This window comes from Methylotuvimicrobium sp. KM2 (assembly GCF_038051925.1).
In the GTDB taxonomy this organism is placed as follows: domain Bacteria; phylum Pseudomonadota; class Gammaproteobacteria; order Methylococcales; family Methylomonadaceae; genus Methylotuvimicrobium.
The window spans coordinates 4882479-4900117 of record NZ_CP150634.1 but is presented as its reverse complement, the minus strand read 5'-3'; the positions used below and the strand labels follow the sequence as shown (position 1 = coordinate 4900117).

The following is a 17639-nucleotide window of genomic DNA, read 5'->3' as shown; positions in this document are numbered from 1 at the left end:
AGAGCCGGCTTCACGGTGGCCTGTTCGGTAAGTAATCGGGCCGATTTTTTTGGCTGTGTTCGCGTTAATAGTTGAACAAATGAATACTACGCTAATGTCGAAACTTGAAAATTGTAGGGTACGCTGCGCGTACCACAGCAGTCCCGCCCGCCGTTTAAAGTGCCCTCATGTGATGTCTGGCATCGACATTTGGTACGCATAGCGTACCCTACGATCTACTTTGAATTTTTAAGTACTTCCGGAAGTGGTGGGTGTTTTCAACTCTTAACCGAATACAGAGCCTTTGTTTTCCGGGGTGATGAAAATATCGTCATGATCGTTAGGTCATTTCATGACTATTCCTTGATAATTTTTGATTCCAATGACTCCAAGCGAATTTCAAGACCGGCTATTGGTGTGGTTCGATAAGCACGGACGCCATGACTTGCCTTGGCAAAATCCGGCGTCACCTTACAAAGTTTGGGTTTCCGAAGTCATGTTGCAGCAAACGCAAGTGGCAACCGTAATTCCTTATTTCAATGCATTCATCGCTCGCTTTCCCGATATTCAATCTCTCGCAGAGGCTTCGGTCGATACGGTTTTGCAGTATTGGGCGGGTCTTGGTTATTATGCTCGGGGACGCAACTTGCACAAATGCGCGCAAATCATTGCGGAGCGCGGCGGTTCGTTTCCTGATAGCTTGGACGAACTGCTCGATTTGCCCGGAATAGGACGCTCGACTGCCGGCGCGATATTGAGCATCGCGTTCAAGAAAAGCCATCCGATTCTGGATGGGAATGTCAAAAGAGTGCTGACCCGCTTCGCCGGCATTAGCGAATGGCCCGGCTCGACAGAAGCCGGCAAGTCGCTCTGGAAACTAAGCACATTGTATACGCCGGTTCATCGTGTCGAAGACTATACACAGGCGATTATGGATTTAGGCGCCACGATTTGTACCCGAGGCAAGCCAAATTGTACTGTTTGTCCGCTCGTTTCGGCTTGCAGGGCTCATATTGAAAATAAAACGGCGACTATACCGGCGCCGAAGCCGGCGCGTAAGCAACCGGTCAAGCAGGTTTATTTTTTATGCTTGACCACAAACGAGAACAGTATTTTGCTGGAGCAAAGGCCGAGTGCAGGAATCTGGGGAGGATTATGGAGCCTCCCGGAATTCGATACGATCGAATCGGCACACTCGTGGTGTATGATTCGTCATATCGACATCATTAATGAATACACGCTACCCGAAGTGCGTCATACTTTTTCGCATTATCATTTGGATTTTACGCCTCTGCACTTCCAAACCAATAACCCTAATCATTTTGTGATGGAAGCAAACCGTATGCTCTGGTATAAACCTGAGCAATTTTCTTCACTTGCTTTGGCTGCGCCGATCAAGCGGCTGTTGCATCAAATTTATAAGGACTGACTATGACCAGAATCATTCGCTGTGCAAAATTAGGTATCGACGCCGAAGGCCTTGATGCGCCTCCGTTTCCGGGGCCTAAAGGACAGCAAATATTCGATACGATTTCAAAACAAGCTTGGCAGGATTGGCTTAGTTTGCAAACCATGCTGATCAATGAGCATCGTTTGGCCAGTTTCGATCCTAAAGCTAAAAAATTTCTTGAGGAAGAAAGGAATAAATTTTTATTCGGCGGCGGGGCTGAAATGCCCGAAGGATACGTGCCTCCAACAAAATAAATCGAAAGCGTATATGTGTTGTAGTCCGTTGGTTTCTCGCAAAGCTGAAGCCAAAGGGCTGCATCACATTTAGCGATTGGGGCGTCGTTTGAAAATTTCGATGCAAATAAGTCGTAATTATTCACATCCCCTATCGTTCCCATGCTCCAGCGCTCATCGTTATACATAAGTCAAAAATTACCGTTTTGCAATCTTAGCTAATGAGGCCTCGATACCATTTCTTGTCGCCCAACGTTCCCGACTTTCCCTCACCTAGCGTTAGGTGAGGGACGATCTGGGGATCGCTCCCACAGAGCATCCGCCCCCTTGTGGGAGCGACGCCTACGTCGCGATTTCGAAGCCACTGATGTTCAATATCCGCAGATTTATCAAACAGCACCGTTTTCAAGTATACGATAACCTCTGTTTAGCACGTTTACCGATACTTGTGTATAACGGCGAGTGCTCCAGCGTGGGAACGATAATTGCCGGGGGAAGAAATAGTTACAATAAGTCTGTTAAATCGGCGAAATTATACCTTCCGCACTTCAAATTTCGGCAGTGCCTAAGAGGAGGCGCCGGGGTGTTCGGTCCCACTCTAATGCTAGGTGAGGGGCCAGCATGGATCTAGCATAGAGCCTAAGGGACGTATTTATCCAGCACCTAAATTCAATAGTCAATTTTGGCTATGGCTAACTATCTGGGATAATTTAGTTGCTTGGCCTTTGATGGGCATCCCGGTGCCGAATTTTGGGTTTAATCGGATTCCACCTTTATCGACCTTCCTGTCCCAGCTTTTCGAGTCGGCGCAGCCACTTCCGTCTTTTATCGTCACCGATGGCTTCTACCATGCCGATCAACGTGTCTTTGGTTGGACCGATACCGCAGAAACCTAGTATATTTCTCTCTAGGCTTTTCAAACTATGAGCCAAATAGATGAAGCGGTATACGAAAGCCGGCATGCCCATGGTCACGACTATTCGCGCGCTTCTTCCCGAGAGGCATTTTTTCCATGGCTTGCCTTTTGCAGACTTGACTGCGGCGAATCCGGGTCTGAAAACTTGTTCGAGAAACGCTTTCAGATAGGCGGGCATGCTGCCGAGCCATAATGGGTAAATGATGACGAGATGATCCGCCCATTGAATGATGTCCTGGGTTTGTCGAATCGATTCGCTTATGGCCCCTTGTTCGAATTCATGTTGTGTACGGAGAATCGGAAATTCGATTCGGGCAATGTCGATCATTTTGATTTGATGCCCTGCAGAATCGGCTCCGTCAGCATAGGCGTTAGCAAGGGCTCGGCAAAATCGTTGCTCGTCCGGATCGGGATGTCCTTGAATGATTGCAATGCGTTTTGCCGTCATAACTTATTTCCAAATGAATCGGATTTCCGCCACGCTTCTAAGCTATGGGGTCTCGTCGCTTGATAAAAAAGGGCCTGTTCGACTTAATAATGTGGGAGTGAAATGAGCCAATCCATCAAACGGTATCGCGATCCGTCACAAACGTGTTGTTTGCGAGTTATTGCGCTAAAAATTAACGCTTCATCGAATCGAAAAATTCGGAATTAGTCTTGAAGTCCTTGAGCTTGCCCAATAAGAACTCGGAAGCCGCCATTTCATCCATCGGTTGTAGGATTTTTCGTAATATCCAAGTCTTTTGCAACTCTTCAGAGTCGACCAGGTATTCTTCACGACGCGTTCCGGAGCGATTGATATTGATCGCCGGATAAATCCGTTTTTCAGCCAATTTGCGGTCTAGGTGCAATTCCATGTTGCCGGTGCCTTTGAATTCTTCGTAAATTACATCATCCATTCTCGAACCGGTATCGATCAATGCCGTTGCAATGATCGTGAGGCTCCCTCCTTCCTCGATATTTCTTGCGGCACCAAAGAAGCGCTTGGGTTTTTCCAAGGCATTTGCGTCGACACCGCCGGTTAATACCTTACCGGAAGAAGGTACTACGGTATTGTATGCGCGGGCTAATCGAGTAATCGAATCTAACAGGATGACTACATCGTGTTTATGCTCGACTAGTCTTCGCGCTTTTTCGATTACCATATCGGCCACTTGCACATGTCTCGTTGCGGGTTCGTCGAAGGTGCTGGAAATAACCTCGCCGCGTACGCAACGTTCCATTTCGGTTACCTCTTCAGGGCGCTCGTCGATCAATAACACGATCAAATAACATTCGGGGTTTTTTTCGGCGATGGAATGGGCCAAGCTTTGCATGATCATCGTTTTACCGGCTTTCGGCGGTGAAACGATCAAGCCGCGTTGTCCTTTGCCGATCGGTGCTATTAGATCGATAATGCGGCCCGTTAAGTCCTCACTGGTGCCGTTACCCTTTTCTAGTGTGAAGCGAACGTTCGGAAACAGGGGAGTGAGGTTGGTAAAGAGAATCTTGTTTTTGGTATTTTCGGGCGCTTCGAAGTTAATGTTTTGAACTTTGAGCATCGCGAAGTAACGTTCCGATTCTTTCGGTGGACGAATTTTGCCGCTGACCGTGTCGCCGGTGCGTAGGTTAAAGCGTCTTATTTGGCTGGGTGAAACGTAAATATCGTCGGGGCCGGCTAGATAAGAGCAGCCGGGTGTGCGAAGAAAGCCGAAACCGTCTTGTAAAATTTCCAATACGCCATCGCCGTAAATGTCCTCGCCGCTTTTGGCTTGTTTTTTTAAAATGGCGAAGATGAGATCTTGTTTGCGTGTTCTGGCGACATTTTCGAGTCCCAATGACTCCGCAATATCAATAAGTTCGCTGACTTGTTTTAGTTTTAACTCGGTTAGATTCATAGATTAACGGGAACTCGAAGGAATGAAAAGCACGGCGAACGGCCGTAAAACAAAGGAATGGTAAAATTTTTGGATTTTACCCATAGACGGGTAAGGAAGATGCCGAAAAAAAGCAGCGCGATTATATATCAAAATAGTCGGGGTCGTCCAAATAAATTACGACAACCCCGAGTTCGCTGGAATATTAATGAATGGGTACTAAATAAATTAGACAACTGACGCAGGATTTTTGTTCGTATTCAAGGCGCGCAAACAGGCGTCAAGCTATTTAACTGTTTTCGCAAAGCTTCCCTCACGCCCTTTATCTGCATTGGTATAACTGACGCAGAAGACGGACAAAAAAGACCTGTCGGTTGAATTACTTAATAAAATTCACGTTCCTAAATATTGTTATCGATGAAATCGGCTAGTTGCGATTTAGTCAAGGCGCCAACTTTAGTCGCCTCCACTTCTCCGTCTTTAAACAGCATTAGAGTCGGTATGCCGCGAACGCCGTAATGCTGTGGCGTTTGCGGGTTTTCATCGATATTGAGTTTGACGACAGTCAAGCGACCGGCATATTCCTTGGCGATTTCATCCAGAACCGGTGCGATCATCCGGCAAGGTCCGCACCATTCAGCCCAATAGTCAACTAGCACAGGACCGCCTGCTTTTAGTACGGTTTCGTTAAATTCACCATCAGTTACATGAAGGACTGACTCACTCACGCTATTCTCCAAAATTGCTAAAATTGTGACTATAGGAGTGCCGGCGTTATTTTGTCAATCACTTTCAGCTTTTTTAAGTTATGCTATAGGGCTATGAATACAACGCATCTTACTCAAACCCGATTCAGCAATTTGGAGCTATCCGATTCGATATTGCGCGGACTGACCGAGGCCGGCTTTACGCATTGTACTCCAATTCAGGATCGTTCGTTGCCTTTGTCATTAAGAGACAAGGATATCGCCGGGCAAGCTCAAACCGGGACCGGCAAAACAGCAACCTTTTTACTGGCTACTTTTCAGCGCTTAATCAACGACGAAAGCGAAAAGATCAAAAACCCCAGGGCGGTTATTTTAGCGCCAACCCGGGAGCTTGCCATTCAGATTCATAAAGATGCCTTATTGTTGGGCAAATATTTAAATCTTAAGCTAGCGCTGATATACGGCGGCACCGATTATAAAAAACAAATGGACACGATCAAGTCCAATGTCGATATTATCATCGGCACACCGGGCCGTATTATCGACTTTTATCGACAAGGAACTTTTACGTTGGATAACGTGCAAGTAATGGTGCTCGATGAAGCCGATCGGATGTTCGATTTAGGATTCATCAAGGATATTCGATTTCTGTTAAGAAGGATGCCGCCGGCCGATAAGCGATTGAATATGCTGTTTTCGGCAACTTTATCTTACAAAGTGACTGAGTTGGCTTACGAGCATATGAATCAACCGGTGCTCATCAAAATCGAAACGGAAGAAGTCACTTCCAAGGCCATTCGGCAAAGTGCGTTTTGTCCGTCCAACGAACAGAAAATTCCGCTATTGTTGGGTGTACTGAAAAAATATGAGCCGCAACGCAGCATTATTTTCGTCAACACCAAACGTTGTGCCGAACGGCTTAACGACTATCTGAATGCCAATGGTTTCGTCACCGCTGTTTTGAGCGGCGATGTTCCTCAGGAAAAACGTCAACGGCTATTGACTGATTTTCAGGAAAACAAAATTAGGCTCATGATCGCGACCGATGTCGCGGCGCGCGGGTTGCATATCGCCGACGTGTCGCATGTGATCAATTACGATCTGCCTCAGGAAGTCGAGGATTATGTCCACCGAATCGGCAGAACCGCACGTTTCGGCGCCAGCGGCGAAGCGATCAGTTTTATTTGCGAGGAATACGCCTATTCGATGCCGGACATCGAAACATATATCGGTCAAAAAGTACCGATTCAACCGATAACGGCCGATTTGCTGCCTGAAGTCGTCAAGCCTGAGCGTAAACCTCGGCCGGAGAATGCCTCTCGTCATGGCCAAGGCAAGCGTTCGGAAAAACCGAAAAAAAAGCCGGCGCGGCGAAGTAAGTCTGCTCAAGCCGCTACAAACCCTGCATCAGCTCCCGAAAGTCCTCAATAGCGGGAAACTCTTCTATCAGTCTTTTCGAACGAGTGCTGTCCGGTTTACTAACTGATATCAAATAATTGATGCCGTATTGCCTGGCCGAATTCAAGACCGCCAGGCTGTCATCGACCAGTAGCGTGCGTTGCTTGTCGAACGATTGATGGTTTTCCAGTAAACGCCAGAATCCCGGCTGTTCCTTCGGAAAGCCGAAATCATGCGAGCAGATAATAGCGTCGAAAAACGGCTGTAAACAGGTTTTTTCCATTTTCAGGTCCAAACTGCTCCTGTGCGCGTTGGTCACCAAAAAAAGATTTTTCGATGATTGCCTAACTTTTTCGAGAAACTCGGTGACATGCGGCAAGACCTCGATCAATCCCGCTATTTCGGCTTTGAGGCCGGCAATATCCAATTCCAAGACTTCGCTCCAATAATCCAGGCAATACCATTCCAACTTGCCTTCCATACTTTTGAAGCGGGGTTCCAATTGATATTTGGCCGTTTCAACCGAGATGCCGGTTTTTTCGGCGAATTTCAACGGCACGAATTCCAGCCAGAAATGATTGTCGAAATTCAAATCCAGCAACGTGCCGTCCATGTCAAGTAAGACAGTATCAATTTTTTTCCAATCAATCATTTTTTCAATTAATCAAAAGAAGTGGGTTATATTTATTAATCATCAGTTAAAAATATAGCCAATAATGCGCGAAAAACCGACACTTCTCAATAAAACCGTTATCGCCGAAAGCCGGTTATTCCGTATCGAATCGCTCGACATCGAGTTTAGCAATGGCGAACAGCGTAATTTCGAACGCCTGGCCCGAGGAAGACCTGGAGGTGCGGTGTTAATTGTACCGCTTTTGGATAACGAAACGGTGTTATTGGTTCGGGAATATGCTGCCGGCGTTCATCGTTATGAGTTAGGTTTGCCTAAAGGTAAAACCGACGCCGGAGAAACCTTTATCGAAGCCGCAAACCGTGAGCTCAAGGAGGAAGTCGGTTTTGGGGCTAGAACCCTCTATCATTTGAGTTCGTTTTCAATCGCGCCCGCTTATCTCGAGCACATGACCGAGATTATTATTGCCACGGATCTTTATGAGGAAAAATTGCAGGGCGACGAACCCGAGGAACTCGAAGTCGTGCCCTGGAAAATTGACGATATTGGAGGGTTGATTGCAACCGGCGAGTGTACCGAAGCCCGGTCGATTGCGGCGTTGTTTATGACATTGAATCATCTTAAGGGTTCGTAATATACCTATCGGAGATCAAAATTCGGCACCGGGGTGCCCGTCAAAGGACGCCGTGAATACGTCCATGTAGGCTCTATGCCAGCTCCATGCTGGCAAAGCCTTTACCGAGCACCCCGGCGCCTCCTAAGGCACTGCCGAAATTTGAAGTGCGAAAGGTATAGATAAGTAAGGAATGTGCACAAAATAATTGCTACAAGTAGTAGGCTCTGCGGCGGTTCGGTGGCTCGCTTGACAGGACGCCGTGAATCCATCCCTGTAGGCTTGACGGCGGCGACTGATTGCCAAGGATGGCATGAATGCAGATTTTGCAGGAGCAAAAATCTGCCCTGCCGCCGACACCTGTCAATCGAGCCACCGAACCCCCTTCTAACGGTTGTCGAAGTTATTTCATGCTCGTTCCTAACCAAGCTTTTTGACTCGCATGACACCGCGGCGCCGAACTTTGATTAGCAAAAGATATCAATGCAAGTTTATTGAAAGCTACTGTTGATATAGTCATGTACAAAAGGAATTTCCCAAGTTTATCAATCATCCTATTCTGTCGGGTCGCAAGGCTTTTAGACGGTTTTGGCCGAAGTCTATTACGTTGAATCAGGAGAAAATCGATATGAAAGCATTCAGCACAATCAACTTGTTGATCTTTTTTTCTATAATGTTGTTGAGCGTTAAAATGCCGTTGGAATTGATCCATGCGGTCGTATGGGTCGTTAAACACATCTATGTTTTCATAGAATTTATGTTGGATGAAATCATTTCATTGACATTTGATACCGATCCAAGAACCACCGAGATTATCGTGTTTTATTTGATGTTGGGCATTGGTGCAATCATGGCTGTGGCCATTTTTAACTATATCGTCGATTTGTGGCGCCAAGCCAAAGAAGCCGTTCCTGCTTGGTGCTTCGAACAAAAAGCTCAATTGCAAAATACTTGGCAAACATCGCCCATGATTAAAAAATCGAAAGTGGTATGCAGTATCGCTTTGGGCGGTTCATTTGCGGTAATGTTGACATTGGGCTGATTGACGGTACTGGACAGACCGGCTTGTTGAAGGCTATGCTCGAGCCTTCAACACTGTGTCAAGGAGTTTGCCATGTCATTATTTCCTAAATTATTCCCGGCAATGATCGATGCCGTGGATGCCACCATCAAGCAAAACTCAGAATCAGTCACCGAATTGGATCAAGCAATTGGCGACGGCGATCATGTCTCGAATTTACAACGCGGTATTAAGGCCTTAAAAACAAAAGAAGAGGAAATATCGGCGCTCGATTGGGCCTCTGCCTTGCAGAGCATCGGCATGGTATCGATGTCGGCGATCGGAGGTGCGTCGGGGTCTCTTTATGGAACGCTATTCATCGCAATGAGCAAAGCGGCCAAGGGGCAAGAGTTGAGTGTATCGACCTTCGCCGAAGCCTTCGCGCAAGGTGTCGAAGCGGTTAAGCGCAGAGGCAAGGCTGATGCCGGCGAGAAAACGATGCTCGATGTCTATATACCGGTAGCCGATTACCTGAAACAAGCGGAAGCCAATTCGACTCCATGGCCAGAAATTTTAGAGCAGGTTTGCGATACCGCTAATCAGGGTATGGAGGCCACTCGCGATATGGTGGCGACCAAGGGCCGAGCATCGTTTTTAGGAGAGCGCTCGCGAGGGCATATCGACGCCGGAGCGAAAACTGCGGAACTGATGATTTGCGCGATAGCATCGGTGCTAGCGAAATAAAGGTTACATGCCCCAGCGTAATGCCGCTGTATGGACAGGCGCATCCCACAGCTTCAATAACTCTTCATCGAGCAAGGTTAAGGTGATGGAGCAGCCGGCCATGTCGAGTGAAGTCGTATAGTTGCCGACCAGTGAGCGGCGGATATCCACACCGCTTTTTTGCCAAAACTGGGCTGCTAGGTTGTAAATCAAATGTAATTCGATGAGCGGTGTTGCTCCAAAGCCGTTGATATGCAACAGTACCGGTTGATTTTTTTTGGGTTTCAGCTCCTCATCAATCGCTGTCGAGAGCTGTTCGACGATCTCCGTGGCGGATTTGATCGGAATCGTTTCGTGCCCTCTTTCGCCGTGAATACCGACGCCCATTTCAATTTCATCATCATTGAGGTTAAATGTCGGTTTGCCAAGCGCCGGAACGGTGCAGCTCGTCATTGCCACCCCCATCGACGCGGTTGCTTCGTTCACTCTTTCACCCAAGGCTTTACAGGCGGCTAAGTCTTTGCCGTTTTCGGCAGCCGCGCCGACAATTTTTTCGACAATCAGTGTTCCGGCGACGCCGCGTCGCCCGGTGCTGTGATTTTTCGGCAGGGAAACGTCATCGTTCACCAACACAGTCGCATTCGAGCAATCGATCATTTCGGCGGCCATTTCGAAATTCATAACATCGCCCGCATAATTTTTAACAATGAATAATACACCGCCTCCGTTTTCGACCGCTTGCGCCGCTGCCATCATTTGATCCGGTGTCGGCGAAGTGAATATTTGCCCGGGACAAGCCGCATCGAGCATGCCGTGACCGACAAAGCCCGAATGCAAAGGTTCGTGACCGGAGCCGCCGCCGGAGATGAGCGCGACTTTACCGGATTGTGTCGCTGCCAATCGGCTGATGAAGTGGGGTTCTTTATTAAAATTGACGATATCGGCATGAGCCATGGCAAAGCCGGACAAGCTTTCGTCGAGCAGAGTATCGACGCTATTGATAAATTTTTTCATGTTCGGAACTCCTATGTGATGATATTAAGGGTAGACCTTGGCAGGCTGCCTGGCAAATCGGTTGTCGATCGGACGATTAAGTTATTTGCAAGGCCTGGGTAATCGCCCGAATATCCTGCATGACCCAAGTAGGCTGGAAATCGGAAACTTTTAAATCTTCTTCGGAAGACACGCCGGTCAAAACCATTAAACTGCGGATATCGGCTCTTACGGCACCGAGAATATCGGTATCGAGCCGGTCGCCTATTGCAATGGTTTTGTTTGTATCGGTGCCAAGCAAGGCCATGGCTTGTCGGTACATGATCGGCTCGGGTTTGCCGATAGTAATCGGCTTCACTCCGGTGGCGGCTTGTAAAGCCGCTAAAATGGCGCCATTGCCGATCGTCATACCCTGTTCGGTCGGTAATGAAGTATCGGCATTGGTGCCGATGAATCTAGCGCCGGCATGGAGAGTGTAAGTCGCATCGGCCAATTTTTGCCAGGTGAGTGTTCGATCCAGCCCGCATACAACGATGTCGGCATTTGTTTGAGTATTAACCGGGTCGAAAGTATCGGTTAAAGTAAATCCTTGTTCGAGAAGCGGTGCGCGCGCACCTTCTTCGCCAATTACGAAAATGCGACTAGTGGTCGGGTCTACCTCACACGATAAATAGGAGGCGGTAGCCATTGCCGATGTCAGTATTTGATCGGCGCTTATGAATACTCCCATTCCGGCTAATTTAATGACATATTGTTCGGCAGTGAGTGTTGCGTTGTTAGTCGCTAAAATGTAGCGTAAATGTTTGGCACGCAATGTCTCAAAAAAATCAATAAGCCCCGGAAGCGGTTGGGAGCCATGCCATAAAACGCCATCCATATCGATGATCAGCGCCTGAATATCGGAAAAAGGTGTCATAAGTTAGTTGTTATTAGGATTGATGAATAGAAAAGAAGGAGGCCAAGTACTCGGCAAAGCTTAAACTCCCGGAATATATTTATCGCGAAATCCTAAAGTACATTGAGGCGTTAGCAAAGAGCAAGTTTGATTCAAGTAATTGTTTCGCGCATAATTTTTACCCTCCGCTAGTAGTACTGTTCTGGCGACCTTCGACTCGGCGAAATTGACAACAGCTCGCATTCTGGTTAGAGTTCACCGTTCAGGTTAAAAATAGACTCGTTTAAAATCGATTTAGGCGCCAATTTTCCGCTTTAATTAAAGGGAATTATGGTGGTTTAGGGCCTGATCGTTAATTATGATTTTTCATTAAACAACAATAAACCGTAACTATCGGAGAAGAAACATGGCAAGACCATTAATACAAATGGCGTTGGACTCATTGGATTTCGATCAAACCGTTGCGCTTGCCGAGCAAGTGGCACCGTATGTAGATATTTTTGAGATTGGCACCCCATGCATCAAATACAACGGGATTGGCTTAGTGAAAGAACTGAGACAACGATTCCCGGACCAACTGTTGTTGGTTGACCTGAAAACGATGGATGCCGGCGAATACGAAGCGGCGCCATTCTACGCAGCGGGCGCGGACATCTGCACCGTGTTGGGCGTATCGGGTCTGGCCACTATCGGAGGTGTGATCAAAGCGGCGCGCGCGCACAATGCCGAAGTGCAAGTCGACCTGATCAACGTGCCTGACAAAGTCGATTGCGCACGCGAATCGGCGAAACTGGGCGCACAAATCGTCGGTGTCCACACGGGCTTGGACGCACAAGCAGCGGGCCAAACGCCATTTGCCGACCTGCAAGCGATTGCCGATCTGGGCCTGAACGTACGCGTATCGGTAGCCGGCGGTATCAAACAAGCGACCGTGCAACAAGTGGTTGCCAGCGGCGCGAGCATCATCGTGGTCGGTGCAGCGATTTATGGCGCGCCATCCCCGGCGGAAGCGGCACGCGAAATCCGTCAGCTGGTTGATGCAGCGAGTGCATAAGTCATGCATCAGCAACTGATCATTGACAAAATATCCGGCATTCTGGCGGCGACCGACGACAGCTATGATCAAAAACTGACCACCCTACTCGACCAAGCGAAACGCGTGTTCGTATCGGGCGCGGGTCGGTCGGGCTTGATCGGTCGGTTTTTTGCGATGCGCTTGATGCATAGCGGCTACGATGTCAGCGTGGTTGGCGAAATCGTCACGCCGAGCATCAAGGCGGGCGACCTGCTGGTCATTATTTCAGGCTCGGGCGAAACCGAACAATTGATCGCGTTCACCAAGAAAGCGAAAGAAATCGGCGCTAAAATCCTGTTGATCTCGGCAAAAAGCGATTCGACGATAGGCGACCTCGCGGATGCGGTGTTCCAAATTGGCACATCGGAGCTGTACGGCAAAGTGAAAGGCATGCCGATGGGCACCGTGTTCGAACTATCAACGCTGTTCTTCCTGGAAGCGATCATCTCACATATCATTCATGAGAAAGGCATTCCGGAAGAAGAAATGAGATCGCGGCACGCGAACCTGGAGTGATCCGAAGCGGAGCGATCCGCGCTGGAACAAACCGAAAGCCGAACCGAACGAGTGGCGGCCTGTCACTCGTTCCAACCGAATTCCAACACAACAAAAGAAGTGACCGAGCCGCAAGGCGTTACCGAAACGAGTCACCGTTGTAACTTACCGAATTGACAAAGGAGAAGAATATGCCTTCGCGCCGAGACTTAGCGAACGCCATACGCGCTTTGAGCATGGATGCCGTCCAAAAAGCCAACTCCGGACACCCGGGCGCACCGATGGGGATGGCGGATATCGCCGAGGTGTTATGGAACGACTTTCTGCAACATAACCCGACAAACCCGAACTGGGCCAATCGAGACCGTTTTGTACTGTCCAACGGACACGGTTCGATGCTGCTGTACTCGTTACTGCATCTGACCGGTTACGAACTGCCGATCGACGAACTGAAACAATTCCGTCAACTGCATTCAAAAACCCCGGGTCATCCGGAATACGGCTATGCGCCGGGCGTTGAAACGACGACCGGACCGTTAGGTCAAGGCATCACCAATGCCGTGGGCTTTGCGATAGCCGAACGCGCACTAGCGGGTCAATTTAACCGTCCCGGGCACGAAATCGTCGACCATTACACCTACGCCTTCCTGGGCGACGGCTGTTTAATGGAAGGCATCTCGCATGAAGCCTGCTCATTGGCCGGCTCAATGAAACTAGGCAAACTGATTGCCGTCTACGACGACAACAACATCTCGATCGACGGCGAAGTCCGCGGTCACGGCGACACGCCGGGTTGGTTCCTGGACGACACGCCGAAACGCTTCGAAGCTTACGGCTGGCACGTCATCCCGAAAGTAGATGGACATAATCCGGAAGCCGTGAAAAAAGCCTTGGAAGAAGCGCGCAGCGTCACCGACCGGCCGACCTTGATCTGCTGCCAAACCATCATTGGCTGGGGCTCACCGAACAAAGAAGGCAAAGAAGAATGTCATGGAGCGGCATTAGGCGAAGCCGAAATCACGGCAACCCGCGAACGTATCGGTTGGCCGCATGCGCCATTCGAAATCCCGGCGGACATTTACGCGGGTTGGGACGCAAAAAGCAAAGGCGCACGTCAGGAAGAAGCCTGGAACGACAAATTCGCGCAATATAAAGCCGCGCATCCGGAACTGGCGGCCGAATTCGAACGCCGCATGAACGGACAACTACCGAGCGACTGGTCGGAAAAAGCGAACGCCTTCATTGCAGCGGTCGACGCGAAAGGCGAAACCATCGCTAGCCGCAAAGCCTCGCAAAACACCCTGAACGGATTTGGCCCGTTACTGCCCGAACTGATGGGCGGCTCGGCGGACTTGGCGGGCTCCAACTTGACCCTGTGGTCGGGTTGCAAAGACGTCAACGCCCCGGGACATGACGGCAACTACGTCTACTACGGCGTCCGTGAATTCGGCATGTCGGCGATCATGAACGGCATCACCCTGCATGGCGGCTTCAAGCCGTACGGCGCGACCTTCCTGATGTTCTCCGAATACGCGCGGAATGCCTTGCGGATGGCGTCGTTGATGAAAATCCCGACCATCTTCGTCTACACGCACGACTCGATTGGACTCGGCGAAGACGGCCCGACCCACCAACCGATCGAACAAACCGCGACCTTGCGCATGATTCCGAACATGCAAGTCTGGCGTCCGTGCGATGCTGTGGAATCGGCGGTTTCGTGGAAAGCGGCGATTGAACGAAACGATGGACCGAGCTGTCTGATCTTCTCACGGCAAAACCTAGCGCACATTGCGCGGACGCCGGCGCAGATTGAAGCGATCAACAAAGGCGGCTACATTCTGAAAGACAGCGAAGGTCAGCCGGACGTGATCCTGATTGCGACGGGCTCGGAAGTCGAATTGGCGGTGAAAGCGGCAGACGAGTTGAGCGGCAGAGGCAAAAAAGTACGCGTCGTCTCGATGCCATCGACCAACGTATTTGATGCGCAAGACGAAGCCTACCGTGAATCGGTGCTGCCGTCATCGGTGACAAAACGCGTCGTGATTGAAGCGGGCGTGACCGACAGCTGGTGGAAATACGCGGGCACACAAGGCTGCGTCATCGGAATGGATCGTTTCGGCGAATCGGCACCGGCCGGCGCGCTGTTCAAAGAGTTCGGCTTCACCGTTGACAATGTCGTCAAACACGTCGAAGCTCTCCTATGATCCATCTCTAGCTAGTATCTGCAGAGTCTGGATAACAAAAGGGTTTGCGGCGCCATGAGTTTATTTGATCTCTAGGTAGCCGCGAACCGATTAAGTTTCGTCGGCGGGTTTTGCTGAACAGCTTCTTAAAAACAACGTATTGATGTGGTGTCCACAAATGAAAAATAATAATTGGCTAAATAGTTTATTAGGGATACTGCCGACCTCTTCTTCCGACGACTCGGTCGAGCTGAGTAGCGATGTTGTAGTGTCTGACAGAAGTTCCGAAGGGCCGACTGGGGTAGAGCGATATTTGAATAAAATGACTCCGGAAAAAAAGGCTTCTGTAACGGGTGTTGCAAAATATCTTGAAAAGCTTGATGTAAAACCGGAAGTTGATAAACCTCAAGAAATTGTTGTCGAGAAAATAGAGCCAGAGATGTTGCCGGAAGAAATCGAATCAGGAGTATCTCGGTATTTAACGAAAATGAACGAACGTGCCAAAGTAGAGCCGGCAGTTACCGGCGTGGCTAAGTACCAATTGAGGCATGAAATACTGGATAGGCCCCGGGAAGTTGTAACAGGGGTGGCAAAATACCTAACTAAAAAAGGGTTTGAAGAAAAAAAGGTGCCAGTTAGAACCGGCGTCGACAAATATGTCGCTAAGCAAGGTTTTATGGAAAATGCAGAGGCGCCGGCAACAGGAGTCGCCAAATATTTATTGCGCCAGCAAATTGAAGCAAGTCACTTGCCGCAAACAACTAAAGTTTCTAAGTATATGACGCAGCAAGAACAAGCTGCTCGTCAAATACCGGCACAGACAGGTGTGGCAAAATATCTCACCAAGCAAGTAGAGTTGGCGAAAAAATCCGCACAGTTAACCGGCGTTGAAAAGTTCATTGATGAACAGAAAAAAGCAGAGAAAAAACTGGAAGCGGAAAAAATTGTCGCAAGATATATTGAAGAAGAAGCCCGAATAGCAGCGGAAAAAAAAGCAGCTGAATCTACTGCGACAGAAACGGCAGAGGAGTCGATTGAAAGTAAATTAGCGGCTATAAGGGAAATGGACGGAACTGGAGTGGACAAATACGTCGCTAGACGGAGTATTTTAATTAGCCTGCAACCGCCGGTTACCGGCGTGGCAAAATATGCCGCTAAAAAATTAGCCAAGGAACATGGCGAGCCGGTTAAAACCGGTGTTGCCAGATATCTCGTAAAACAATATTTGGCTTCGTTGAATGCGCCTAAAGTGACCAAGGTTGAAAAATATATAACAAAAAGAGAGTTGGCGGCATTGAAAGCGCCGGCGACAACCAGCGTAGATAAATATCTTGCTAAATCTTTGTTATCTCGTAAAGAAACGTTAAAAGTTTCCGGTGTGTCCAAATATGTGAAAAAACACGCCTTAACTGATAATAAAGTGCGTAACATAACCGGTGTTGCAAGATATATGATCAAGCAAATCGTAGCACCAACCGTCGCCGAGCCTGTCATCGAGTTAACCGGCGTCGAAAAATATTTAAGGAATGCCGGTTAATAATTCTAAAAAGCCATTGGTTTTAATCGTATACGTGTGGTCGGGTTAGTTCGAAAGAGCATAGTCCGGCCCTCGAGGCCGAATAATCGGCTAATCTTCTTCTCCAGCCGCAAGCCCAATCTTGCGAGCCCTAACAGCGATAAATAAAATTGGTTCGTTCCAAGCATTTAAGCGCTGCTTCTCGCTTTTTCGGCCCAAAGTCTCTAAAAGGTATTGGGCATTGACATTTCAGTCCTTTCTAATTTACAGTTACCTCCGCATAACGAATATGTAACAAAAAATAATAACCTATCGGAGAAGAAACATGGCAAGACCATTAATACAAATGGCGTTGGACTCATTGGATTTCGATCAAACCGTTGCGCTTGCCGAGCAAGTGGCACCGTATGTAGATATTTTTGAGATTGGCACCCCATGCATCAAATACAACGGGATTGGCTTAGTGAAAGAACTGAGACAACGATTCCCGGACCAACTGTTGTTGGTTGACCTGAAAACGATGGATGCCGGCGAATACGAAGCGGCGCCATTCTACGCAGCGGGCGCGGACATCTGCACCGTGTTGGGCGTATCGGGTCTGGCCACTATCGGAGGTGTGATCAAAGCGGCGCGCGCGCACAATGCCGAAGTGCAAGTCGACCTGATCAACGTGCCTGACAAAGTCGATTGCGCACGCGAATCGGCGAAACTGGGCGCACAAATCGTCGGTGTCCACACGGGCTTGGACGCACAAGCAGCGGGCCAAACGCCATTTGCCGACCTGCAAGCGATTGCCGATCTGGGCCTGAACGTACGCGTATCGGTAGCCGGCGGTATCAAACAAGCGACCGTGCAACAAGTGGTTGCCAGCGGCGCGAGCATCATCGTGGTCGGTGCAGCGATTTATGGCGCGCCATCCCCGGCGGAAGCGGCACGCGAAATCCGTCAGCTGGTTGATGCAGCGAGTGCATAAGTC

The 17639-nt window shown here is 48.9% G+C and carries 17 protein-coding genes; 11 read left to right on the top strand and 6 right to left on the bottom strand.

The window, feature by feature from the left end; translation table 11 throughout:
- Positions 1–361 precede the first annotated feature (361 nt).
- Positions 362–1408, top strand: coding sequence for an A/G-specific adenine glycosylase (gene mutY / locus WJM45_RS20640; protein ID WP_341326887.1), 1047 nt, complete (start codon positions 362–364; stop codon positions 1406–1408).
- 2 nt (positions 1409–1410) lie between these two features.
- Complete coding sequence (locus WJM45_RS20635) at positions 1411–1683, top strand: oxidative damage protection protein (RefSeq protein WP_014150368.1); 273 nt, start codon at positions 1411–1413, stop codon at positions 1681–1683.
- 752 nt (positions 1684–2435) lie between these two features.
- On the opposite strand, the gene WJM45_RS20630 is transcribed toward WJM45_RS20635, so the two are convergent.
- From WJM45_RS20630 to trxA, 3 genes are all read right to left on the bottom strand, one after another.
- Positions 2436–3026, bottom strand: coding sequence for an NAD(P)H-dependent oxidoreductase (locus WJM45_RS20630; RefSeq protein ID WP_341326886.1), 591 nt, complete (start codon positions 3024–3026; stop codon positions 2436–2438).
- Positions 3027–3198: 172 nt separating this feature from the next.
- Complete coding sequence (gene rho, locus WJM45_RS20625) at positions 3199–4455, bottom strand: transcription termination factor Rho (RefSeq protein ID WP_125217712.1); 1257 nt, start codon at positions 4453–4455, stop codon at positions 3199–3201.
- 380 nt (positions 4456–4835) lie between these two features.
- Positions 4836–5162, bottom strand: coding sequence for a thioredoxin TrxA (gene trxA, locus WJM45_RS20620; protein ID WP_341326885.1), 327 nt, complete (start codon positions 5160–5162; stop codon positions 4836–4838).
- Positions 5163–5255: 93 nt separating this feature from the next.
- On the opposite strand from trxA, the gene WJM45_RS20615 reads away from it, so the two are divergent.
- Positions 5256–6572 carry a DEAD/DEAH box helicase gene (locus tag WJM45_RS20615; RefSeq protein WP_341326884.1) on the top strand — a complete coding sequence of 439 codons (1317 nt, stop codon included), beginning with the start codon at positions 5256–5258 and terminating at the stop codon, positions 6570–6572.
- Here WJM45_RS20615 and yrfG read toward each other — a convergent pair.
- Positions 6535–7191, bottom strand: a complete 657-nt coding sequence (gene yrfG, locus WJM45_RS20610) for a GMP/IMP nucleotidase (RefSeq protein ID WP_341326883.1) — start codon at positions 7189–7191, stop codon at positions 6535–6537. The two genes, WJM45_RS20615 and yrfG, sit on opposite strands and share 38 nt — an antisense overlap.
- 64 nt (positions 7192–7255) lie before the next feature.
- Here yrfG and nudE point away from each other — a divergent pair, with 64 nt between their 5' ends.
- From nudE to dhaL, 3 genes are all read left to right on the top strand, one after another.
- Entirely contained in the window at positions 7256–7804 is a 549-nt protein-coding gene (nudE, locus tag WJM45_RS20605) for an ADP compounds hydrolase NudE (protein ID WP_014150363.1), read from the top strand.
- A 607-nt stretch (positions 7805–8411) separates the two neighbouring features.
- On the top strand, positions 8412–8825 hold the full coding sequence (locus WJM45_RS20600; protein ID WP_341326882.1) for a hypothetical protein: 414 nt from the start codon (positions 8412–8414) through the stop codon (positions 8823–8825).
- A 72-nt stretch (positions 8826–8897) separates the two neighbouring features.
- Complete coding sequence (gene dhaL, locus WJM45_RS20595) at positions 8898–9527, top strand: dihydroxyacetone kinase subunit DhaL (protein WP_341326881.1); 630 nt, start codon at positions 8898–8900, stop codon at positions 9525–9527.
- A 3-nt stretch (positions 9528–9530) separates the two neighbouring features.
- On the opposite strand, the gene dhaK is transcribed toward dhaL, so the two are convergent.
- Both dhaK and WJM45_RS20585 read right to left on the bottom strand, forming a co-directional pair.
- Positions 9531–10520 (bottom strand): dihydroxyacetone kinase subunit DhaK, encoded by a 990-nt coding sequence (gene dhaK, locus WJM45_RS20590; protein ID WP_341326880.1) that lies wholly within the window; start codon positions 10518–10520, stop codon positions 9531–9533.
- A 76-nt stretch (positions 10521–10596) separates the two neighbouring features.
- Positions 10597–11415, bottom strand: coding sequence for an HAD-IIA family hydrolase (locus WJM45_RS20585; RefSeq protein WP_341326879.1), 819 nt, complete (start codon positions 11413–11415; stop codon positions 10597–10599).
- A gap of 385 nt (positions 11416–11800) precedes the next feature.
- Here WJM45_RS20585 and hxlA (WJM45_RS20580) point away from each other — a divergent pair, with 385 nt between their 5' ends.
- The 5 genes from hxlA (WJM45_RS20580) to hxlA (WJM45_RS20560) all read left to right on the top strand — a co-directional run bounded on the left by hxlA (WJM45_RS20580) (position 11801) and on the right by hxlA (WJM45_RS20560) (position 17636).
- Entirely contained in the window at positions 11801–12448 is a 648-nt protein-coding gene (gene hxlA / locus WJM45_RS20580; protein ID WP_341326877.1) for a 3-hexulose-6-phosphate synthase, read from the top strand.
- 3 nt (positions 12449–12451) lie between these two features.
- Positions 12452–12985: a 6-phospho-3-hexuloisomerase gene (gene hxlB / locus WJM45_RS20575; RefSeq protein WP_341326876.1), complete on the top strand. Its 534-nt coding sequence runs from the start codon at positions 12452–12454 to the stop codon at positions 12983–12985.
- A 170-nt stretch (positions 12986–13155) separates the two neighbouring features.
- On the top strand, positions 13156–15168 hold the full coding sequence (gene tkt, locus WJM45_RS20570) for a transketolase (protein ID WP_341326875.1): 2013 nt from the start codon (positions 13156–13158) through the stop codon (positions 15166–15168).
- Positions 15169–15325: 157 nt separating this feature from the next.
- A complete protein-coding gene (locus tag WJM45_RS20565) occupies positions 15326–16684 on the top strand; it encodes a hypothetical protein (protein WP_341326878.1) in 1359 nt (452 codons plus the stop codon).
- A gap of 304 nt (positions 16685–16988) precedes the next feature.
- On the top strand, positions 16989–17636 hold the full coding sequence (hxlA, locus tag WJM45_RS20560) for a 3-hexulose-6-phosphate synthase (RefSeq protein WP_341326877.1): 648 nt from the start codon (positions 16989–16991) through the stop codon (positions 17634–17636).
- Positions 17637–17639 lie beyond the last annotated feature (3 nt).

Coding starts and splice junctions, on each gene's coding strand:
- mutY (WP_341326887.1), top strand. CDS start 362: ATGACTCCAAGCGAATTTCAAGACCGGCTATTGGTGTGGTTCGATAAG.
- WJM45_RS20635 (WP_014150368.1), top strand. CDS start 1,411: ATGACCAGAATCATTCGCTGTGCAAAATTAGGTATCGACGCCGAAGGC.
- WJM45_RS20630 (WP_341326886.1), bottom strand. CDS start 3,026: ATGACGGCAAAACGCATTGCAATCATTCAAGGACATCCCGATCCGGAC.
- rho (WP_125217712.1), bottom strand. CDS start 4,455: ATGAATCTAACCGAGTTAAAACTAAAACAAGTCAGCGAACTTATTGAT.
- WJM45_RS20615 (WP_341326884.1), top strand. CDS start 5,256: ATGAATACAACGCATCTTACTCAAACCCGATTCAGCAATTTGGAGCTA.
- yrfG (WP_341326883.1), bottom strand. CDS start 7,191: ATGATTGATTGGAAAAAAATTGATACTGTCTTACTTGACATGGACGGC.
- nudE (WP_014150363.1), top strand. CDS start 7,256: ATGCGCGAAAAACCGACACTTCTCAATAAAACCGTTATCGCCGAAAGC.
- WJM45_RS20600 (WP_341326882.1), top strand. CDS start 8,412: ATGAAAGCATTCAGCACAATCAACTTGTTGATCTTTTTTTCTATAATG.
- dhaL (WP_341326881.1), top strand. CDS start 8,898: ATGTCATTATTTCCTAAATTATTCCCGGCAATGATCGATGCCGTGGAT.
- dhaK (WP_341326880.1), bottom strand. CDS start 10,520: ATGAAAAAATTTATCAATAGCGTCGATACTCTGCTCGACGAAAGCTTG.
- WJM45_RS20585 (WP_341326879.1), bottom strand. CDS start 11,415: ATGACACCTTTTTCCGATATTCAGGCGCTGATCATCGATATGGATGGC.
- hxlA (WP_341326877.1), top strand. CDS start 11,801: ATGGCAAGACCATTAATACAAATGGCGTTGGACTCATTGGATTTCGAT.
- hxlB (WP_341326876.1), top strand. CDS start 12,452: ATGCATCAGCAACTGATCATTGACAAAATATCCGGCATTCTGGCGGCG.
- tkt (WP_341326875.1), top strand. CDS start 13,156: ATGCCTTCGCGCCGAGACTTAGCGAACGCCATACGCGCTTTGAGCATG.
- WJM45_RS20565 (WP_341326878.1), top strand. CDS start 15,326: ATGAAAAATAATAATTGGCTAAATAGTTTATTAGGGATACTGCCGACC.
- hxlA (WP_341326877.1), top strand. CDS start 16,989: ATGGCAAGACCATTAATACAAATGGCGTTGGACTCATTGGATTTCGAT.